The organism is Paludisphaera borealis, from assembly GCF_001956985.1.
GTDB classification, from domain to species: Bacteria; Planctomycetota; Planctomycetia; order Isosphaerales; family Isosphaeraceae; genus Paludisphaera; species Paludisphaera borealis.
On record NZ_CP019082.1, the window covers coordinates 3,719,172 to 3,737,319 of the forward strand.

At 66.9% G+C, this 18,148-nt stretch carries 18 protein-coding genes; 16 read left to right on the forward strand and 2 right to left on the reverse strand.

Annotated elements, in window-relative coordinates; genetic code table 11:
• From map to BSF38_RS14535, 9 genes are all read left to right on the forward strand, one after another.
• Nucleotides 1-783, forward strand: coding sequence for a type I methionyl aminopeptidase (map, locus tag BSF38_RS14495; RefSeq protein ID WP_076350904.1), 783 nt, complete (start codon nucleotides 1-3; stop codon nucleotides 781-783).
• A gap of 557 nt (nucleotides 784-1,340) precedes the next feature.
• Nucleotides 1,341-1,454, forward strand: a complete 114-nt coding sequence (gene rpmJ / locus BSF38_RS14500; protein WP_076346715.1) for a 50S ribosomal protein L36 — start codon at nucleotides 1,341-1,343, stop codon at nucleotides 1,452-1,454.
• An 82-nt stretch (nucleotides 1,455-1,536) separates the two neighbouring features.
• Nucleotides 1,537-1,920: a 30S ribosomal protein S13 gene (gene rpsM, locus BSF38_RS14505; RefSeq protein WP_076346717.1), complete on the forward strand. Its 384-nt coding sequence runs from the start codon at nucleotides 1,537-1,539 to the stop codon at nucleotides 1,918-1,920.
• 191 nt (nucleotides 1,921-2,111) lie between these two features.
• Nucleotides 2,112-2,492 carry a 30S ribosomal protein S11 gene (gene rpsK, locus BSF38_RS14510; RefSeq protein WP_076346719.1) on the forward strand — a complete coding sequence of 127 codons (381 nt, stop codon included), beginning with the start codon at nucleotides 2,112-2,114 and terminating at the stop codon, nucleotides 2,490-2,492.
• A 140-nt stretch (nucleotides 2,493-2,632) separates the two neighbouring features.
• Nucleotides 2,633-3,259, forward strand: a complete 627-nt coding sequence (rpsD, locus tag BSF38_RS14515) for a 30S ribosomal protein S4 (protein ID WP_076346721.1) — start codon at nucleotides 2,633-2,635, stop codon at nucleotides 3,257-3,259.
• A 37-nt stretch (nucleotides 3,260-3,296) separates the two neighbouring features.
• The gene (locus BSF38_RS14520) at nucleotides 3,297-4,292 is read left to right on the forward strand and encodes a DNA-directed RNA polymerase subunit alpha (protein ID WP_076350906.1); all 996 of its coding nucleotides are present in this window, start codon (nucleotides 3,297-3,299) and stop codon (nucleotides 4,290-4,292) included.
• A gap of 116 nt (nucleotides 4,293-4,408) precedes the next feature.
• Entirely contained in the window at nucleotides 4,409-4,840 is a 432-nt protein-coding gene (gene rplQ, locus BSF38_RS14525) for a 50S ribosomal protein L17 (protein ID WP_076346723.1), read from the forward strand.
• Nucleotides 4,841-4,924: 84 nt separating this feature from the next.
• A complete protein-coding gene (locus BSF38_RS14530; protein ID WP_076346725.1) occupies nucleotides 4,925-5,374 on the forward strand; it encodes an HIT family protein in 450 nt (149 codons plus the stop codon).
• A gap of 92 nt (nucleotides 5,375-5,466) precedes the next feature.
• Nucleotides 5,467-7,155, forward strand: a complete 1,689-nt coding sequence (locus BSF38_RS14535) for a glycoside hydrolase family 5 protein (RefSeq protein WP_076346727.1) — start codon at nucleotides 5,467-5,469, stop codon at nucleotides 7,153-7,155.
• A gap of 249 nt (nucleotides 7,156-7,404) precedes the next feature.
• Here the strand turns inward: BSF38_RS14535 and BSF38_RS14540 are convergent, their stop codons facing one another.
• The gene (locus BSF38_RS14540; RefSeq protein ID WP_076346729.1) at nucleotides 7,405-8,136 is read right to left on the reverse strand and encodes a tetratricopeptide repeat protein; all 732 of its coding nucleotides are present in this window, start codon (nucleotides 8,134-8,136) and stop codon (nucleotides 7,405-7,407) included.
• A 214-nt stretch (nucleotides 8,137-8,350) separates the two neighbouring features.
• Here BSF38_RS14540 and BSF38_RS14545 point away from each other — a divergent pair, with 214 nt between their 5' ends.
• Entirely contained in the window at nucleotides 8,351-8,896 is a 546-nt protein-coding gene (locus tag BSF38_RS14545; RefSeq protein WP_076346731.1) for a YfiT family bacillithiol transferase, read from the forward strand.
• 748 nt (nucleotides 8,897-9,644) lie between these two features.
• Nucleotides 9,645-11,639 carry an esterase/lipase family protein gene (locus BSF38_RS14550; RefSeq protein WP_076346733.1) on the forward strand — a complete coding sequence of 665 codons (1,995 nt, stop codon included), beginning with the start codon at nucleotides 9,645-9,647 and terminating at the stop codon, nucleotides 11,637-11,639.
• Nucleotides 11,640-11,676: 37 nt separating this feature from the next.
• Here the strand turns inward: BSF38_RS14550 and BSF38_RS14555 are convergent, their stop codons facing one another.
• Nucleotides 11,677-12,711 (reverse strand): DUF1559 domain-containing protein, encoded by a 1,035-nt coding sequence (locus BSF38_RS14555; RefSeq protein WP_076346735.1) that lies wholly within the window; start codon nucleotides 12,709-12,711, stop codon nucleotides 11,677-11,679.
• Nucleotides 12,712-13,110: 399 nt separating this feature from the next.
• On the opposite strand from BSF38_RS14555, the gene BSF38_RS14560 reads away from it, so the two are divergent.
• The 5 genes from BSF38_RS14560 to BSF38_RS14580 all read left to right on the forward strand — a co-directional run bounded on the left by BSF38_RS14560 (nucleotide 13,111) and on the right by BSF38_RS14580 (nucleotide 18,128).
• The gene (locus tag BSF38_RS14560; protein ID WP_145952127.1) at nucleotides 13,111-13,455 is read left to right on the forward strand and encodes a hypothetical protein; all 345 of its coding nucleotides are present in this window, start codon (nucleotides 13,111-13,113) and stop codon (nucleotides 13,453-13,455) included.
• 156 nt (nucleotides 13,456-13,611) lie between these two features.
• Nucleotides 13,612-14,730: a lipid-binding SYLF domain-containing protein gene (locus tag BSF38_RS14565; RefSeq protein WP_145952128.1), complete on the forward strand. Its 1,119-nt coding sequence runs from the start codon at nucleotides 13,612-13,614 to the stop codon at nucleotides 14,728-14,730.
• A 120-nt stretch (nucleotides 14,731-14,850) separates the two neighbouring features.
• On the forward strand, nucleotides 14,851-17,277 hold the full coding sequence (locus BSF38_RS14570; RefSeq protein WP_076346741.1) for a serine hydrolase: 2,427 nt from the start codon (nucleotides 14,851-14,853) through the stop codon (nucleotides 17,275-17,277).
• A 61-nt stretch (nucleotides 17,278-17,338) separates the two neighbouring features.
• Nucleotides 17,339-17,605 carry a type II toxin-antitoxin system TacA family antitoxin gene (locus BSF38_RS14575; protein WP_168189375.1) on the forward strand — a complete coding sequence of 89 codons (267 nt, stop codon included), beginning with the start codon at nucleotides 17,339-17,341 and terminating at the stop codon, nucleotides 17,603-17,605.
• Nucleotides 17,598-18,128, forward strand: coding sequence for a GNAT family N-acetyltransferase (locus BSF38_RS14580; RefSeq protein ID WP_076346745.1), 531 nt, complete (start codon nucleotides 17,598-17,600; stop codon nucleotides 18,126-18,128). Before BSF38_RS14575 ends, BSF38_RS14580 begins: the two co-directional genes overlap by 8 nt.
• The last annotated feature ends 20 nt before the right edge of the window (nucleotides 18,129-18,148 follow it).

Below are 18,148 nucleotides of genomic sequence, written 5' to 3' on the forward strand. Positions count from 1 at the left end.
ATGGTCCGGCTCAAGAGCCCCCGCGAAATCACCCTGATGCGCGACGCCGGCCGGGTGGTCGCCAAGGCCCTGGCCGAGGCTCGCAAGCTGGCCGTGCCGGGGGCGACCACCGCCGACATGGACGAGGCCGTCGCCGCCGTGTTCCGCGAGCACGACGCGCAACCCCTGTTCCTCGGCTACCCGTGCTCGACCAAGGGCAAGCCGCCGTTCCCGGCGGTCATCTGCTCCAGCGTCAACGAGCACGTCGTCCACGGCATCCCCAACAAGCGGCCGCTCCGCGAAGGGGACGTGGTCTCGATCGACACCGGCTGCAAGGTCGGCGGCTGGTGCGGCGACTCGGCCGTCACCCTGGCCATCGGCGCGATCCCCCCGGACGTTCAGAAGCTCCTCGACGTCACCTCCGAAACCCTCGCACTGGCGATCCGGGCCATGGGCCGCTGCCGGTACTGGTCGGAAGTCGCCAGCCTGATGGAGCAGTACGTCAAGAGCCAGGGGTTCCACGTCATCGAGAAATTCGTCGGCCACGGCATCGGCCAGGACATGCACGAGGAGCCGCAGGTCCCCAACTTCGTCAGCAAGGCCCTCCGCAAGAACGACATCCGCCTCGAACCCGGAATCGTCCTCGCCGTCGAGCCGATGGTCGCCATGGGAACCAAGGACGTCCGCACCCTCGACGACGGCTGGACCGTCGAGACCAAGGACCGCCGCCCCAGCGCCCACTTCGAGCACACCATCGCCATGACGCCCGAAGGCCCCCGCGTCCTGACGCTGCTGGAAGACTGACGACGCCGAACCGATCTTCCCGAGGGAACCGAATCCAACGACGACCGGATGCGACGCCCCGCCGACCCGCTCCGGTCGATCCCGTTGAAAACAATCTTGACAGGAGGGACGCCTTAACCCCTTGCGGAACTTGAGAAGGAACGTTACGATGATCCGATTCCCCTGAGACCCCCATGTAGTGCTGCGCCTGGACTCCCTCAAATAGTCCGGCGGCGGTCGGGTCGCCAGGCGATCGAGCATCCCCGAGACTTCGGCCCCGGTTGCGAGACGGATTGCAACCGCCGAAGCCCTGTTGTTTCCTGCTTCACCCGGTTTACGCCCATCCGTCGCTCGGTGGGTCTCGCTTGCGGTCCGGTCGCCGGATCGCTCGTCGGGGAGCCGAGCAATCGAATCGTCGTCCGACGGGAGTCGTGCGACGCGGATCGAGAGGGCGGGTGGAGCACGACGAGCCCTGTTAATCGAAGCGGCCCCGGACCACCGCGGTCCGTTCGTGTTCGCCGTGCCGCGGCGGGCTCGACGTCGCGGACCGAGATCGAGACACGAAAGTTGCGACGGCCATGAAAGTACGATCGAGCGTCAAGCGGATTTGCGAGAGTTGTAAGATCGTCCGCCGGGCGGGGAAGGTCTTCGTGATCTGCACCAACCCCCGGCACAAGCAACGGCAGGGTTGACCCGCCGGCGCGCCGCAGCCCTTGTCGGCGCGTCGCGACACCGAACACCAAGAACAGCCTTGGATCGACGGAGACTGAAGGAATGCCTCGTATTCTGGGCGTCGACATACCCAACGACAAGCGAACGGTCATCTCGTTGCGCTATATTTACGGGATCGGTCCGTTCATGGCCGACCAGCTCTGCGAGCGAGCGGGCATCGACCCGGACAAGCGCGCCCGCGACCTGACCGAGGACGACCTCGCCAAGCTCGCCGCGCTGCTCGACAACGAGTACGTCGTCGAGGGCCAGCTCCGCCGCCAGGTCCAGCAGAACATCGCCCGGCTCCGCGAAATCGGCAGCTACCGGGGCCTCCGGCACCGCAAGGGCCTGCCGGTGCGCGGTCAGCGCACCCGCACCAACGCCCGGACCCGCAAGGGGCCGCGGAAGACGGTCGCCGGCAAGAAGGGCGTCAAGGAAATGCGCTGATCGCCGCCTTGCCGCCGGCGCGACGAAACGCGACCCGACGTGGACCGTGCGGCCTCGACTCGCGAGGCCGCCTAGGGGTCCGCGGACGGCGCCTCGGTGGTCGCGACCGCCGACGGACGACCGCCGGCGACAGGCATCGGTCCCGCATCCATCATTTTGATTGAATCTGGTTGATCAGGAGCACTCGACCCGTGGCCAAGGCCAAGAAGCGAAAGACGCGACGCAACGTCAGCCGTGCGGTGGTGCACATCAAGGCGACGTTCAACAACACGACGGTCACGATCACCGACCCCAACGGCGACGCCCTCTGCTGGGCCTCGTCAGGGACCGTCGGCTTCAAGGGCAGCCGCAAGAGCACGCCGTTCGCCGCCCAGCGCGCCGCCGAAACCGCGGCCGCCGCCGCGACCAAATACGGCGTCAAGGAAGTCGAGGTCAAGGTCAAGGGACCCGGCTCCGGCCGCGAGAGCGCCATCACCGCCATCCAGGCCTCCGGGCTGTCGATCAAGGCCATCGAAGACGTCACCCCGCTGCCCCACAACGGCTGCCGGCCGCCCAAGAAGCGGCGCGTCTGACGACCGCCTCTCGCTCGCCCTGTCGGGCCGGCCCCCATGCGGGCGGCGCGGCGACGCCCGAAACCGGCGCCGACCATCGACAAAGATACGATTAGTTCGAGAACTCAACACACAATCCGATCGAGGTTCGTGGATTCATCATGGGACGACATACTGGACCAGTCTGCCGGCTTTGCCGCCGCGAGGGGATGAAGCTCTTCCTGAAGGGCTCGCGGTGCGACACCCCCAAGTGCGCTGTGGATCGCCGCGACGGGGTCCCCGGCATGCACCAATTCCGCCGGGGGAAAGCCAGCGAATACGCCATCCGGCTGCGCGAGAAGCAGAAGGTCAAGCGGTACTACGGCATCTATGAGAAGCAGTTCCGCAAGTACTTCGCCGAAGCCGCCCGCAAGGCCGGCAACACCGGCGACGCCCTGATGTCGCTGCTCGAGCGCCGGCTCGACAACGTGGTCACCCGCCTGGGATTCGCCCACAGCCGCCCCCAGGCTCGCCAGTTCATCCGCCACGGCCACATCCTGATCAACGGCCGCAAGCTCGACATCCCGAGCTACATGGTCCGCCCCGGCGACGTGATCCAGGTCAAGAACCGGGAACACTCGCAGCGCCTCGCCGTCAGCAACCTCGGCACCAACGTCATGCCGGTCCCCGAATGGCTCGATCGGATCAGCACCGACCCCCCCGAGGGTCGGGTCAGCCGCCTCCCCGCCGTTCAGGACGTCGCCCTGCCCGTGACGCCGCAGTTGATCGTCGAGTTGTTGAGCCGTTGATCGCGGCGCGTCGAGAGCACTTCTGGGGGACTTCATGATGCGTATCCGTTGGCGCGGCCTCGAATTGCCCAGCCGGGTCATCTGCAACCGCGAGAACCTCTCCGACACGTTCGGCGAGTTTCATATCGAGCCGTTCGAACGCGGCTTCGGCCACACCGTCGGCAACAGCCTTCGCCGGATCTTGCTCTCCAGCCTGGAGGGCAGCTCGATCACCAAGATCAAGATCCAGGGGATTCAGCACGAGTTTTCGTCAATCCCCGGCATGGTCGACGACATCACCGACCTGGTGCTCAATATCAAGCTCCTGGTCGTCAAGAACCACTCCGAACACCCCCGGACGATTCGCATCGACCGCGACCGCCGGGGCGTGGTCACCGCCGCCGACATCCTCCACGACGAGTCGATCGAGATCATCAATCCCGATCACATCCTTTGCACTCTGACCGACGACGTGCCGTTCCACCTGGAAATGTCCGTCGAGAACGGCCGCGGCTACAAGACCGCCGCCGAGGGACACGTCGACGACCTCGAAATCGGCGTCATCCCCATCGACTCCAGCTTCAGCCCGGTCCACCGCGTCGAGTACAACGTCGAGAACACCCGCGTCGGCCAGCGGACCAACTACGACAAGCTCATCCTCCGGATCTGGACCACCGGCGTCCTCAATCCCGAGATGGCGCTCGTGGAGGCCGCCAAGATCCTCCGCAAGCACCTCAACCCGTTCGTCCAGTACAACGAGCCCGGCCCCGGACTCCCCAGCGAGGCCAGCCCGTACGACAGCCACCAGCACGCCCCGCTCGACGCCGAGCTGGAACGCAAGCTCGACATGAGCCTCGCCGAGCTCGAACTGTCGGTCCGGGCCACCAACTGCCTCGAAAGCGAAGGGATCACCACCGTCCGACACCTGGTGAGCCGCTCCGAGGACCAGCTCCTGAACGTCCGCAACTTCGGCGAGACCACCCTCAAGGAGGTCCGCGCCAAGCTCCTCGAGATCGGCCTCGACCTGGGGATGAACGTCCCGGTCAAGAGCTAGTCAGCCGACCTCGTCACCGTCCAATTCCAAGCGAATCCGATTTCCCAAGGCCCCGGGCGACGGCCTCCCCAAGAGCACCGACGCCCCCGGCCGCTTGAATCCAGACGAAATCCGCCATGCGTCATAGAAAAGCCGGCCGCAAGTTCAAGCGAACTCCCGAACACCGCCGCATGCTCCTGCGCAATCTGGCCACCGCGCTGCTGGAACACGGCAAGATCACCACGACCCTGCCCAAAGCCAAGGAGCTTCAGCCGTACGCGGAGAAGCTGATCACCCTGGCCAAGGACGGGTTCGAGCTCAACAACTTCCGGCGCAGCCTGGCGGTCCTGACCAACAAGCAGGTCGCCTACAAGCTGTTCCACGAGGTCGGCCCCCGGTTCAAGAACCGCCCCGGCGGCTACACCCGGATCTACAAGCTCGCCAAGGTCCGTCAGGGCGACGCCGCCGCGATGGCCGTCATCTCCCTGCTGGGCGAGGACGAGCAGATCAAGGCCCCGACCCGGCCCGCCGTCGTCCCCTCGCTGGCCCCGGCTCCCGCCGCGCACTGATCTCGATCGATCGGGCCGGCCCATTGCGGCCGGCCCTCGGGCCTCGCCGGGTGCCCTCCGCGGGATAAGGAGCGCCGAACCACGATGAGCCGAGAACATCGCGACCCCGACTGCATCTTCTGCAAGATCGTCCACGGCGAGATCCCCTCGGCGCGCGTGCTCGAAACCGAGCACGCCGTGGCCTTCCTCGACGTCAACCCCGTCAACAAGGGGCACGTCCTGATCGTGCCGCGCGCCCATCACCGCCAGGTCGCCGAGCTGCCCGACGCGCTCGCCGCCCACGCCGGCTCGCTGCTCCCCCGGTTGGTCCGCGCCGTCCACGCCGCCACCGGGTCGGACGGCTCCAACGTCATCGTCAACAGCGGCCGCGCCGCCGGTCAGACGATCGACCACTGCCACTGGCACATCATCCCCCGGTTCTTCAACGACCCCGTCGACTGGCCCTGGCCCCACGCCGAGTACCTCGGCGACGAGATCGGCCAGATGGCCTTCCGGATCAGCCGGGAGCTGGTCGAGCCCCCTCTGGACGAATGACGACTCCACCCAGGCCAAGGCCCCAGGGCGGGTCTCCCCGGTAGCCGGCGCCCGACTCTGTCGGCGTGACTCCGCTTCCGGGAGACCTCACCATGATTCCGCCGCGTCGCCCCCTCGCCGCACTGGCCTTCCTCCTCATTCCCACGGCGTTCGCCCTCGCCGACGAGCCCGTCAAGCTCGCCGGCTCGGCCCGGTTCGACCTGACCGCCGACGCCAAGACCGGCGCGATCGACGACGGCCGGATCACCGTCGGCGACGGCTCGATCGACCGCCCTAACTGGCTGCCGGCCGACCGCCAGACCGGCTCGTACACGGTGAACTTCCCCGTCAGCCGGATCGGCTGGCGCGGGCTGTCGGTCCGGTTCACGCCCAGGGCGACGGGAACCGTCGCGGTCACGCTGATGGGCCCCTGGGAGCAGGCTTCGCCGGGCGTTTTGTACCGCCAGGAAGTCCTCTGGGACGACCTCAAAGCCGACGGGGCGAAGCTCGCCGACGGTGGGTTCGAGCAAGGCAAGGGCGCCGAGGTTCCGGGCTGGGAGAGCCGGGGCGGGACGGTCGTCGTCCAGACCGCCGAGGTCGCGGCCGCGTCGGGCGACCGCTACGCCAGAACGTGGCACAACGAGACGCTCTCAACGAAGCTCGAAGTCACGGCCGGTACTCCCGTGACGCTCCACTTCAAGGCCCGCGCTGCGCTGCCGAAGGGCTTCCGCGAGCCCAAGCGCATCCTCAGTCACGACACGCCGGCCCACCGCGCCGCGAAGCGGTTCCGCCACGGGGCGAACTTCGGCAACGACCTGGAAGTTCCTCCGGGCCAGACCTGGGCGGTGAACTACAACGCGGACGACATCCGCCACGTCCGGGCCGAGGGGTTCGACCACATCCGGCTCCCCGTCGGCTGGCACCACTACGCCGGCCCCGCCCCCGAATACAGGCTGTCGCCCGCGATCTTCCAGCGAGCCGACCGCCTGATCGACGCCGCCCTGGCCGAGAAGCTGGGCGTCATGGTCAACATCCACCACTTCGACGACTTCACGACCGATCCCGCCAAGAACACGGCCAAATTCCTCGCCATCTGGCGGCAGATCGCCGCGCACTACGCGAACCGGCCCGAGACCCTGGCCTTTGAGCTGCTCAACGAATCGAAGGACGCGGCGACGACCGAGGTGATCAACCCGATCTTCGCCGAGGCGATCCGTGAGATTCGCCAGACCAATCCGGACCGGACGATCGTCGTCGGGCCGGGTCGTTGGAACGCGATCTCCGAGCTGCCGCAGCTCCGCGTGCCGGACGACGACCTGAACATCCTCGTCACGGTCCACTGCTACGACCCGTTCCTCTTCACTCACCAGGGGGCGAGCTGGACCGGCGACAGCGACGACCGCAAGCAGACCGGCTTCGTCTTCCCGGGCCCGCCGAAGTCGCCCTTGAAGCCCGCCCCGGGCCTCGCGCTCAGCCCCGGGTTCCTCGCCACGATCAAGGCGTACAACAGCCTCCCGACCGAGTCGAACCCGATCAGCCCGCGGGTGATGGACCAGGCGGTCGCCCGGATCAAGGAGTGGTCCGCCTACTACGGCCGCCCCGTCTACCTCGGCGAGTTCGGCGCCTACACCGCCGCCGACCCGACCTCACGCGCCAACTACTACCGCGACTTCCGCACCCGCCTCGAAGCCGCCGACATCGGCTGGGCCCTCTGGGACTGGCGCGCCGGCTTCAACTACTGGAACCCCAAGACCAACCGCCCCGAGCCCGGCATGCACGAAGCCCTCTTCGGCGGCCGGTGACGCAGATCGAGAACACCCAGCGAGGGAATTTTCGGTCGGCCGTTGGAAGCCATTCACTCGCTGGCGCTTCGGGCTCGTATTCCGTGTCCGGGTCCGAATACAAGCCCGAAGCGCCAGCGAGTGAATCGAACGCCGATGGAACAGGGGATCGATGCCGGACATCGGATCGACCCGACGATGGAATCGTTCCCCCTCCGTGCCCTCCGCGTCCTCCGTGGTGACTCGTCCCGACGGCCAAGCTGAAGCCGGTCATTTCCCCCCGGCCGGCTTTTCCGTCTCCAGCCGATCCAGCTCGGCCACGGCGAGAGGAACCTCCACATAGCCGGGGGTGCCGTGCTCCTTGACCCAGAGGAAATTCTCCCTCGCCTCGGCGGGCCGGCCCGATAGCATTTGGTCGATCCCGAGATAACACCGAGCTTCGGTCATCTTGTCATCATCGGTCGCCAGGGCCAGGAGGGCTTTTTCGTCGATCTCGCGGCGCAGATACTTCACCACCGGGTAGGGCCAATGGGACTTATCCGCCTTGCGATCCGCCTCGTCGAGCACCTCCTTCGCCACGTCGTCCTTCTTGACCCGCCTGGCCCCAAGGTGGCCGACGATCGTCGCGTAGATGGAGTTCTCGTCCTTCCAACCGGCCGCTTCGATCGCCAATCGGGCGTCAGCGACGGCCTCCTCGCGCCCCGTCGAAAGCCCCACAAGCGCCTTGCCGAGCCGGGGCCAGACGGAGCCCGGATCGAGGCGGATCGCCTCGTTGAAGTCGCCGTTCGCCTTCTCGTACTCCTTCTTCCCGAGCCAGACGTTACCGCGATTGTTGTAGGCGGCGGGGCTGTCTGGCTCGGGAGGGGTCGATGGACCGCCGCACGCGGCGAGCGTAATGGCCAGGCCTGCCGTGAGGGGGATCGTCCAACGGGCGCGAACTTTGACGTTGATCGTGGGTTGGTTCGGCCGATCGATCCCCCGGCGCGCGGCTGTTCGTCGCATGACTATGTCTCCCCGTTCCGCCTGATGTCGTTCGCCTGCCGTTCGGCGAGCCAACCACGCTCGCCAGCAGTCGAGAGCGTCTCATGGCGGATACGGCCGAACGATAGAATCAAATCGGAAATCATCACACAGCGTCCCGAATCGGCGATCGACGGCTCACAAGCCGCCTCGCCCCATGAGTAGAGACGACATCTCCAAGGAAAGAGCACGCCCAATGAACACTCCTCAGTTCCCGGTCGGTGGATATGTCTTGGAGAGCGAGCCGAGCCGTGCGCGTCGGGCCGAATGGATCGACGAGCTTGAGAAGACGCCGGAGGAGGTGCGGAATGCGGTGGCGGCGTTGTCGGCGGACCAGCTCGATACGAAGTATCGCAACTGGACGGTCCGGCAGATCGTGCACCATATCGCCGACAGCCACATGCAGAGCTACGCCCGGTTCAAGTGGGCGCTGACCGAGGACCGGCCGACGATCAAGCCCTACGACGAGTCCCGATGGGCGGCGCTGGCGGATTCGGTCGTCGGCGAGGTCGGGGCGTCGCTCGCGCTGATCGACGGCCTGCACGCCCGCTGGGTCCTGCTGCTGCGGAGCCTCTCGGACGGCGACTTTCAGCGCACGTTTCATCACCCCGAAACGGGCCTGTCCCCCCGCCTCGACGAGGTGCTCGGCTACTACGCCTGGCACGCGCGACACCACACCGGCCAGATCGTCTGGCTGCGCCGGAATCGAGGACTCGGAGCCGTCGACAATCCCAACGGATGAATCGATCGAATCGACTTACGGAATATTGACGATTTCCGATCGATCCCGACGACGAACTCGCGGGCGGGTTTTGTCGGCGAAGCGAAACCGGTCGTAAGTTCCAGATAGGAAACCCCGTTCCAACGGGATCGGGGTCCGCGCGCTCCTTGACAATCCGGCGACGGCGAAGATGGAAGGAGCGAAAACCGCGCGATCAAAGCCAATTTCCCGGGGCGGCCAGACGGGAAGAGTGGATCGGCCTCCGGTCACGCATGAGAAAACCGCGCGATCAAAGCCAATTCCACGGAGCGGCCGGAGGGGCCGAGGGACTCGACACCCGACCTGTGGGTGTGGCGAAATCCGCGCGATCAAAGCCAATTTCCCGGGGCGCTCGGGGAAGGCGGCCGGGGGGTGGCCCTGGGTACCATGGGTTGTTTTAATCCGTTTTTGAGCCATGGCTTGCGTCGCACGGGTCGAATACCACTCGTGGCACCCGGAGGGGATTTCCCTCGACCATCTCGAGGGGAGGAATCGCGCGATCAAAGCCAATTCCCCGGGGCGGCCGGAGAGGCCGAGGGACTCGACACCCGACCTGTGGGCGTGGCGAAATCCGCGCGATCAAAGCCAATCCCGCAGGGGGTTCAAGAACTGGCGCAGACAGGATCGCGGACGGCCGTAAGATGCCCGGCGAGATCTTGTCTTGAGGCATCCCGGCGCGGATCGTCCGCGTTTGGGAGCGAGATCGACCGCCCAGGGAGAGGCCGTTCGGATGGCGCGATGGGACCGACGCGAGGCTGATCGGGCGATCCGGAACCGGGGCGGCGGCTCATCAACGATGGGGCGGCGGCTGGGGCTCATTCCGGTCGCGCTGGGGCTCTGGCTGAACGCCGGGTGCGCCTCGATCGTCGTCCACGAGAGGCCGATCCTCGATCGCGAAACCCACGAGGTCGTCGCGACGTCCGGTTCGGAAACCGCGCACGGCAAGGCCCATGGGCTGATCCAGGCGGGCATGGCGCTGGACCGGAAGCACCCGGACTGGGCGACCCTGTACTTCCGCGACGCGGCCCTGGCGGCGCTTCCCGCCGTGCTGGAGGAGGGGGTCTCGCCCAGCCGCGACATCGCGCAGTCGCTGGGGGCGCAAAGCACCTATCGGCGGGCGATCGAATACGCGTTGGTGTCGGTCGACCGCCAGGCGAAGACTCAGAAGGTCCCCTGGACCGAGATCCTGGCGCGGTCGGGGATCGGCGTCGAGGGCAAGGTCAGCCTGTACGAGGCGGCGCTCTGGCAAGAGGTGCTCCCCTCGCGGCAGTTCGAGGTCAAGGGGTTCCGGAAGGAGATGGGGCAGGGGGGATTGGGCGCGCCGGTGGTGATCCACATGGCGACGTCGGTCGAGCGGAAGCCCCTGACGCTGGAGGGGGGCGAGGCGCGGACCGACCCCTCGCAGCAGCACTTCCCGGCCGACCTGTACCGGGCGGCGTCGGTCGTGCTTCGGCCCGGCCGCGCGGGCGAGCCGCCGGCGATGCTCGAGCTGCACGACCCGGTCCGCGAGCCCGACATGCAGTGGAAGCCCGCCCCGGACGCCCCCAGCCTGCCACTGGCCTACGACCTGACCATCGGGTTGGCCCGCCAGCTTCACGAGCGCAACCTCGACCTGATCGGCCCGCTCGGCGTGTTCTTCCCCTCGGAATACAACGGCAAGACCGGGATCTTCATGCTCGACCCGTACCAGCGCGGCAAGATCCCGGTGGTCTTCGTCCACGGGCTGATGTCCAGCCCGCTCGCCTGGGCCAACGCAATGAACGAGCTGCGGGGCGACCCCGAGCTGCGCAAGCGGTATCAGTTCTGGATGTTCTTCTACTCGACGGGCAACCCCATCCTGGCCTCCGGCGCGCGGCTGCGGCTGGCCCTGAAGACGGTCCACGACGAGTTCAACCCCAACGACGAAGACCCGGCGTTCGACCACATGCTCGTGGTCGGGCACAGCATGGGGGGAGTGCTGTCGAGGCTGATGATGAGTTCGAGCGGGGCGACGCTCTGGGACGCCGCCGCGAAGGTTCCGCCCGAGTCGATCGACCTCGACCCCAAGCTCAAGAAGATGCTCACCGAATCGATGTTCTTCGAGCCCGTGCCATCGGTGAGCCGCGTCGTGTTCATCTCGACGCCGCACCACGGCAGCCCGCTGGGCGACGAGCTGATCGGCCGGATCGCCTCGCGGTTGATCCGCGTTCCCAAGGAAATCATCGACATCCGCGCGGCCCTGGCCAAGCTCAACGGCTCGGAAGAGGTCTCCCAGGCGTTCCGGGGCAACCGCTACGCGACCAGCGTCGCCCAGCTCGGCCTCGAAAACCCGGTGCTCAAGTCGATCGACCGGCTGCCGCTCAAGCCGACGGTCCCCTACCACTCGATCATCGGCCACAGCGGCACGGAGCCCCTGCCGGGCGGCGGCGACGGCATCGTCCCCTACACGAGCGCCCACCTCGAAGGCGCCCTCTCCGAGATCGTCGTCACGAGCGACCACTCGGCGCAACAGACCGAGGCCGCCATCACGGAAATGCGGCGGATCATGGCGATCCACTTCAACGAATACGCCGACGAGCGGAGGGCGATCGCCAAGGGAGTCCGTCCCGCCGAACGGATCGCCCGGCCCGACGGCGACACCCCCGTCCGCTACGTCGCCACCCCCAACACCACGGTCGAGGAGGCCGAGCGGCAACGTCGCCTGGCGCGGATCGGCATCTACCCCGAAGACTCGGTCAAACGGTGACACGACGTCTCAACTCAACTGACGAGCCTACTTAAACTCAGTATGAATCAGAACTGACGACTTCCCCCCCGGCGACGCTCCCCAGGGCTCGCCAAGCCTGCCACTGGATCGTCTCCTTGATGAACCGCACGCTGCCATCGGCGAACAGGGTGTTGACCCCACCCGGGTGATAGCTCCGCGAGGTGACCGACGAGTAGGTCGGGCCGCCGTCGTCCTCGTCTTCGGAGCAGAGGTCGACGTCCACCGGGGGGGCGCCCGAAGGGGACTTGGTGTTCGGGGTCAAGGCCGTCGTGAAGGCGTCGAGGAACGTGTTGCCGTTGCACCACTTGGCATGGCCCACCGCCGGCGCTTTGCAGGCCGATGAGGCCGAAGCCACGATCGAGAGGACGGTGGTCGGGTCGGGAACAACCGTGGGAGAGGCCCAGTTCGCGGGGATCGCCCCGGGGCAGTCGTGGTAGGCGGGCTGATAGGTTTTGACCTCGGCCGTGAGCATCGTCTGGCTCAAGCCGTCCGTCAGCCCCGCGAACGTCTTGCTCCGGTTGACCCCGAACGCCCCCCGATTGGGCGTGCCGTTCTGCCCCCCGAAGACGTACCAATCCCCCACGCACCACCCGTAATTGGAGACCGCATACGTGCTGGTCACACCCGAGGAATTCGTGCTCGTATACGGCTGCGGCTGGATTTCGCTCGGGCAGATCAGCGTCTTGATCGACGTCGACACGACCGTCGAATTGGACGGGTCGCTCGTCTTCAGGATCATATTGAGCGAGTTGTAAAGCGGCCCCAACTCCAGGAACGGCGCCAGTCGCGAGGTCACCCCCCACTGCGACTTGAAGATGATCGTCGAACCCTTGTAGCCCAGGATCTGCTGAGGAGGCAACGTCCCGTTCGTCGACTCGTAATTGTGCACCGCCAGCCCAAGCTGCTTCAGGTTGTTGATGCACTGCATCCGTCGAGCCGCCTCACGGGCCGCTTGCACCGCGGGCAACAACAGGGCGATCAGAACCGCGATGATCGCGATCACCACCAACAGCTCGATCAGCGTGAATCCGCGTCGATGAGTCGTTCCCACGGCAGTCGCCCACCTCAACTTGGTCTGAAGACCCAATCTCAACCAGCGAAACGTTCGCGACTGAGATTCAGTCTCAAATTCAACCGAAGGACCAATCGTGGGGAATCCCGGCCAGGATGTCAAGACTTTCATTAAAATCCACTAACACAGATTCCGAAAGCGGCCCGGCGGTCGATCGCCTCCGCACAAGCCGCACAACAGGCCTTCGCCTCACCGCCGACCGACGTTCTCGCTGGTGTTCGCGGTTGGGAGGCTCCGATGTGAAGACGTACGGGAGGCTCGCCGCCGTCGGGGCGAGGGGGCTTCCGGAAGGGGATGGAGCCCGTTGCGCCGGCGGTTCACCTGGTCCGCGGAGGCCGATCCGCCGGCGTTCAAGAGTTCGTGCAGGAGCCCAGAGCGATGCGTACTCGATACTCGACGAGACCACGGCTGGAGCCGCTGGAAGACCGACTCGCCCTCAGCGGCTTGACGGTCGCGACCCCGAACCTCTCCCACCAGCTTCAGGCCCAAGCCCAGGTTCAAGCCCAGGCCCAGGCCAAGCTTCAGGCCAAGCAGCAGCACGCCGCCGAAGCGGCCGCGCAACGAGCCTCGGCCCGTCAACTGAAGCAACTGCAACAGCAGCAACTGAAGGAGCAGCAGCACACGAAAGCGACGGCCGGCAAAGCCGTCCACCCCGTCTCGAACTCCGGCGCCAACAGCGGATTCAACATTTCCAAGCTCTGGAAATCGATCTTCCCCTGGTGAGGACGGGACTGCGTCTCGACGACCGGATCGCCTGTCGGCAGGAGTCGAGCTCGACTTGACGAAAAATCGGCCCCCGAGTACAAGCCGCCGGATGAACACGCGTCCGCGCGGATCGTGGGCGACGGCCGGCTCGACACTCTGAAGGGGAGATCATTGATGCGGACCTCTACTTGGCGACGGGCCGCCGCCTTTTGCGCCGTCCTTGGACTCGCCCCGCTCGGCACGGCCAGCGCCCAGAAGCCCCCGGACGTCAGCGTCTCGCGGTCGATCGACGTCCTCAGCGAGGTCACGCGCAACCCCAAGACGGGGATGCCGCGGCTGGTGATGCGGAACGCGCAGGGGATCGTCATCGTCCCGGATATGTTCAAGGCCAGCTTCGTCATCGGGGCCCGGTTCGGCCGCGGCGTGCTGCTGGTCAAGCAGCCCGACGGAACCTGGAGCAACCCGGTCTTCGTCCACCTGATGGGGGGCAGCTTCGGGTTCCAGGCCGGGGCGCAGTCGACCGACCTGGTGCTCGTCTTCCAGACCCAGCGCGGGCTCGACCGGTTCGTCAAGGGCAAGGGGAAGCTGACCCTGGGCGTGGACGTCGGCGCGGCGGCCGGGCCGGTCGGCAAGCGGTTCGAGGCCGGAACCGACGTGACGCTCAAGTCGGAGATCCTCTCCTATTCCAACACTCAGGGCATCTTCGCCGGGGTCTCCGCCGAGGGGGGCACGCTCCAGATCGATTGGAAGGCGAACATGCGGTACTACGGCCGGCCCGTCTCCGCCGGCGAGATCCTGGCGGTCAACAGCTCGCTGCCCGTCCCCGAGCCGGTGATCGCGCTTCAGCAGATGCTTGCCGAGAAGACCGCCCTGCCGGCCGGCGTCGTGGTCGGCGGCCGTCCCCCGCGAAGCCGAGGCGCCACGGTGATCGAGCCGGGCGGCACGGTGATCGAAGGCGAGGAGATCGAGATCGACGGAGCCATCCCCGCGCCCGTGATCTCCAGCAGCCGTCCCCGGTCCTCGACCCGCCGGCCCGCGACCGCCCAGCCGAAGACCCGCGTCGTCCGCCCCGACGACGACGACTTCTACGACGACCTCGAACCGATCCCCGCCCCCGCCCCCCGGCGCTCGTCCGCTCCTCAAACCAAGCCGAGGACGACCAACGACGAAGACCTCCCGACCGCGATCCCCGACCTCAAGCCGAAGGTCGAATCCAAGCCCCAAGCCAAGCCCGCCCCCGCGCTCCCGGCCGACGTGGACGACGCGATCCCCGACCTCGACGCCCCCCGCTGAGACGCCTGACGACGCCTCGCCGGCCCCATATGCCGGCCGCGACTGGCGACGCCGCCGATGCGCCGGTAAACTGCCGACTTCCGAAGGCCGGCAAACTCGACGGGAGGCGCGTGAAGACCCATGGAATCCAGGCGGAAGACCTTCGGCGCGGCTCTTTGGTTGATGGCGGTCTCGACGAGTTGGGTTGCGGCGGAGGAAGAAGTCAGGCCCCGAGACGGCCTCGCGCCGGTGACGACGAAGCTGGAGACGTTGATCCGCCAGGTGATGAAGGACCAGGACCTCCCGGCGATCTCGATCGCGCTGGTGGAGGGGCGGACCGTCACCTGGGCGAAGGGGTTTGGGCTGGCCAGGCCGAAGGAGGGGATCGCCGCGACGGCCGACACGGTCTATAGGGTCGGCTCGGTCTCCAAGCTGTTCACCGACCTGGCCCTGATGCAGCTCGTGGAGCAGGGGTTGGTCGACCTGGACGCCCCGGTCTCGCGGTATTTGCCCGACTTCACGCCCGGGAATCGATTCGGGACGCCGATCACGCTGCGGCAGATGATGACGCACCGCTCGGGCCTGGTTCGCGAGCCGCCCGTGGGCCATTATTTCGACCTGACGAGCCCCTCGATCGTCGATACGGTCAAGAGCCTGAACGCGACCGAACTGGTCTACCCGCCGACGACGCGGACGAAGTATTCGAATGCGGCGATCACGGTCGTCGGCCGGGTGGTGGAAGTGGTCCGGGGTGAGCCGTTCGCCGAGTCCCTGAAGCGGACGGTGATCGAGCCGATGGGCCTGACGTCGACGAGCTTCGGGACGTCGCCGGCGATCGAAAAGGCGACGGCTCGGGGGGTGATGTGGACCTACGATGGCCGGGTGTTCGACGCGCCGACGTTCCCGCTCGGGACCGAGCCGGCCGGGAACCTGCGGTCGTCGGTGGTCGACCTCGGCCGGATGATGTCGGTCCTCTTCGACGGCGGAAAAGGGCCGGGCGGCGCGATCGTGAAGCCGGAAACCCTCCAGACGATGTGGACCGAGCAATTTCCCGGTGCCGCCTCGACCCGAAGCTTCGGCCTGGGCTTCACCCTGGAGAGGTTCGAGGGGCACGAGCGAATCGGGCACGGCGGGGCGATCTACGGCTTCGCGACCGACCTCTCGGCCCTGCCGGACGCACAGATCGGGGTCGCGGTCGTCGTGACCAAGGACTGCGCCAACGCGACGGCCAAGCGGATCAGTGACGCCGCGCTCCGGCTGTTGCTGGCGCTCGGAAAAGGCGAGCCCTTGCCGGAGATCGACGCGGGCGAGCCGCTCGAAGCCGGGCTCGCCGGACGCGTTGCGGGACGTTACGGCGAGGGGGATTCGGCCGTCGAGCTGGTCGCCCGAGGCGATCGGCTGTTCCTGACGCAGGCGATCGGCGGCCTTCGGACCGAGATCCGCGTGGGGAAGGACGGGATGAGGGAAGACGGACCGCTCGACTTTGGGACGCGCTTGACCGTCCGGGACGACACGGTCACGTTCGAGAAGATCACGGCGAAGAAGGTCGAGGACCGCAAGCCCGCGGCCCCGCCTTCGCGGTGGGACGGCCTGATCGGCGAGTACGGCTGGGACCACAATACGCTCTATATCCACGAACGGGACGGGCGACTCCAGGCGTTGATCGAGTGGTTCTATCTTGACCCGTTGATCGAAGAGTCGCCCGACGTCTTCCGGTTTCCGAAGCGAGGGCTTTACGACGGCGAGTCGATCGTGTTCACGCGCGACGCCGCGGGCCGGGCGACTCGGGCCGTGGCGGCCGGCGTGACGTTCGAGCGGCGGAGGATCGACGGCGACGACGGGTCGACCTTTCGGATCAACCCCGTGCGTCCGGTGGCGGCGCTTCGGACGGAAGCCCTGGCCGCGACGCCCCCGGTCGAACGCGGTGAGTTCCTCGCGCCCGATCTGGTCGACCTGACGGGCCTAGACCCGGCGATCAAACTGGACGTCCGGTACGCAACGACGAACAACTTCCTCGGCACCCCGGTCTACTCCTCGGCCCGAGCGTTCATGCAGCGGCCGGCCGCCGAAGCCCTGGCGAAGGCGCACAGGTCGCTCCGGGACCGGGGTTTCGGGCTCTTGATCCACGACGCCTATCGGCCGTGGTACGTGACGCGGATTTTCTGGGACGCCACGCCCGAGTCGAACCACGGCTTCGTCGCCGACCCGACGAAAGGCTCGAAGCACAACCGAGGCTGCGCCGTGGATCTGTCGCTCTACGAGCTGGAGAGCGGAAGGCCGGTCGAGATGGTCGGCGGCTACGACGAGTTCTCGACCCGCTCGAACCCCGACTACCCGGGCGGAACGTCGCTCCAGCGGTGGCATCGCGAAGTGCTCCGCAAGGCGATGGAGGACCAGGGGTTCGCCGTCAACGAGGTCGAATGGTGGCACTTCGACTACCGCGACTGGCCGAAGTATCCCATCACGAACGTCCCCTTCGAGAAAGTCACGGCGGGGAAGCCGTCGGCCGCCCCGATTCCGGCTTCGGCAAGTTCGCATCGTTCTTCCGCTCAGACCGAAGTAGAATGACTCATGTGGCAAAACGCTGTACATCGGCGGCCCGCTGAGAGGATGTGACATGGCGTCCGGGGTGAGGGATTCACGTCTGAACTTCCGCCTTCCTTCCGAGTTGAAGGAGGTCATCGAGGAGGCGGCGGCCTCGCTGGGCCAGTCCGTCAGCGACTTCGCCGTCAGCACCTTGGTCCGACAGGCGCGCGCGGTCATGCACGAGCAAAGCGTGACCGTCCTCAGCGACAGGGACCGCGACCGCTTCGCCGCCCTCCTCGACGACGCCGAAGCCCGACCGAACTCCGCTCTCATCAAGGCAGCCCAGAGGTACAAGCAGCACCTTGGCTGATTCATCCGACGCCTGGAGCATCGAGCGGCTGGGAGCGTCCCACGATCGCTCATCGTTCGACTGCGGCCAGCCGATGCTCTCCGACTGGCTGCGGCAGAAAGCCGGTCAGTTCCAGAAGCGGGATCTCGCCCGCACCTACGTCGCCGTCAGGAAGGGCGAGGCCGTAGTGCTCGGCTACTACGCCCTCTCGAATCACGGGGTCGCCTTCGAGGCCCTGCCCGCCGACCAGGCCAAGGGATTGCCTCGGCTGGACCTGCCGGTCGTCCTGCTGGGCCGGCTGGCGGTGGACCGCTCGGCCCAGGGCCGAGGCCTCGGCTCGCTCCTGCTGATCGATGCCCTGCGGCGAGCGCAGCACCTCGCCGAACATATCGGCATCCGGGCGGTGGAGGTCGATGCGATCGATGACGCCGCCCGGAACTTTTACCTGAAGTTCGGGTTCATGCCGCTGCTCGACGACCCACGGCACCTCTTCCTTCCAATGCAGGTCATCCGCAAGCTCGGCCTGCCCTCCTTGACCAGCTGATCGGCCCGGAAGTCCGAACC

What these genes read in the sequence shown, in the direction of transcription:
- map (WP_076350904.1), top strand. Translation starts at nt 1, where the DNA reads ATGGTCCGGCTCAAGAGCCCCCGCGAAATCACCCTGATGCGCGACGCC.
- rpmJ (WP_076346715.1), top strand. Translation starts at nt 1,341, where the DNA reads ATGAAAGTACGATCGAGCGTCAAGCGGATTTGCGAGAGTTGTAAGATC.
- rpsM (WP_076346717.1), top strand. Translation starts at nt 1,537, where the DNA reads ATGCCTCGTATTCTGGGCGTCGACATACCCAACGACAAGCGAACGGTC.
- rpsD (WP_076346721.1), top strand. Translation starts at nt 2,633, where the DNA reads ATGGGACGACATACTGGACCAGTCTGCCGGCTTTGCCGCCGCGAGGGG.
- BSF38_RS14520 (WP_076350906.1), top strand. Translation starts at nt 3,297, where the DNA reads ATGCGTATCCGTTGGCGCGGCCTCGAATTGCCCAGCCGGGTCATCTGC.
- rplQ (WP_076346723.1), top strand. Translation starts at nt 4,409, where the DNA reads ATGCGTCATAGAAAAGCCGGCCGCAAGTTCAAGCGAACTCCCGAACAC.
- BSF38_RS14530 (WP_076346725.1), top strand. Translation starts at nt 4,925, where the DNA reads ATGAGCCGAGAACATCGCGACCCCGACTGCATCTTCTGCAAGATCGTC.
- BSF38_RS14535 (WP_076346727.1), top strand. Translation starts at nt 5,467, where the DNA reads ATGATTCCGCCGCGTCGCCCCCTCGCCGCACTGGCCTTCCTCCTCATT.
- BSF38_RS14540 (WP_076346729.1), bottom strand. Translation starts at nt 8,136, where the DNA reads ATGCGACGAACAGCCGCGCGCCGGGGGATCGATCGGCCGAACCAACCC.
- BSF38_RS14545 (WP_076346731.1), top strand. Translation starts at nt 8,351, where the DNA reads ATGAACACTCCTCAGTTCCCGGTCGGTGGATATGTCTTGGAGAGCGAG.
- BSF38_RS14550 (WP_076346733.1), top strand. Translation starts at nt 9,645, where the DNA reads ATGGCGCGATGGGACCGACGCGAGGCTGATCGGGCGATCCGGAACCGG.
- BSF38_RS14560 (WP_145952127.1), top strand. Translation starts at nt 13,111, where the DNA reads ATGCGTACTCGATACTCGACGAGACCACGGCTGGAGCCGCTGGAAGAC.
- BSF38_RS14565 (WP_145952128.1), top strand. Translation starts at nt 13,612, where the DNA reads ATGCGGACCTCTACTTGGCGACGGGCCGCCGCCTTTTGCGCCGTCCTT.
- BSF38_RS14570 (WP_076346741.1), top strand. Translation starts at nt 14,851, where the DNA reads ATGGAATCCAGGCGGAAGACCTTCGGCGCGGCTCTTTGGTTGATGGCG.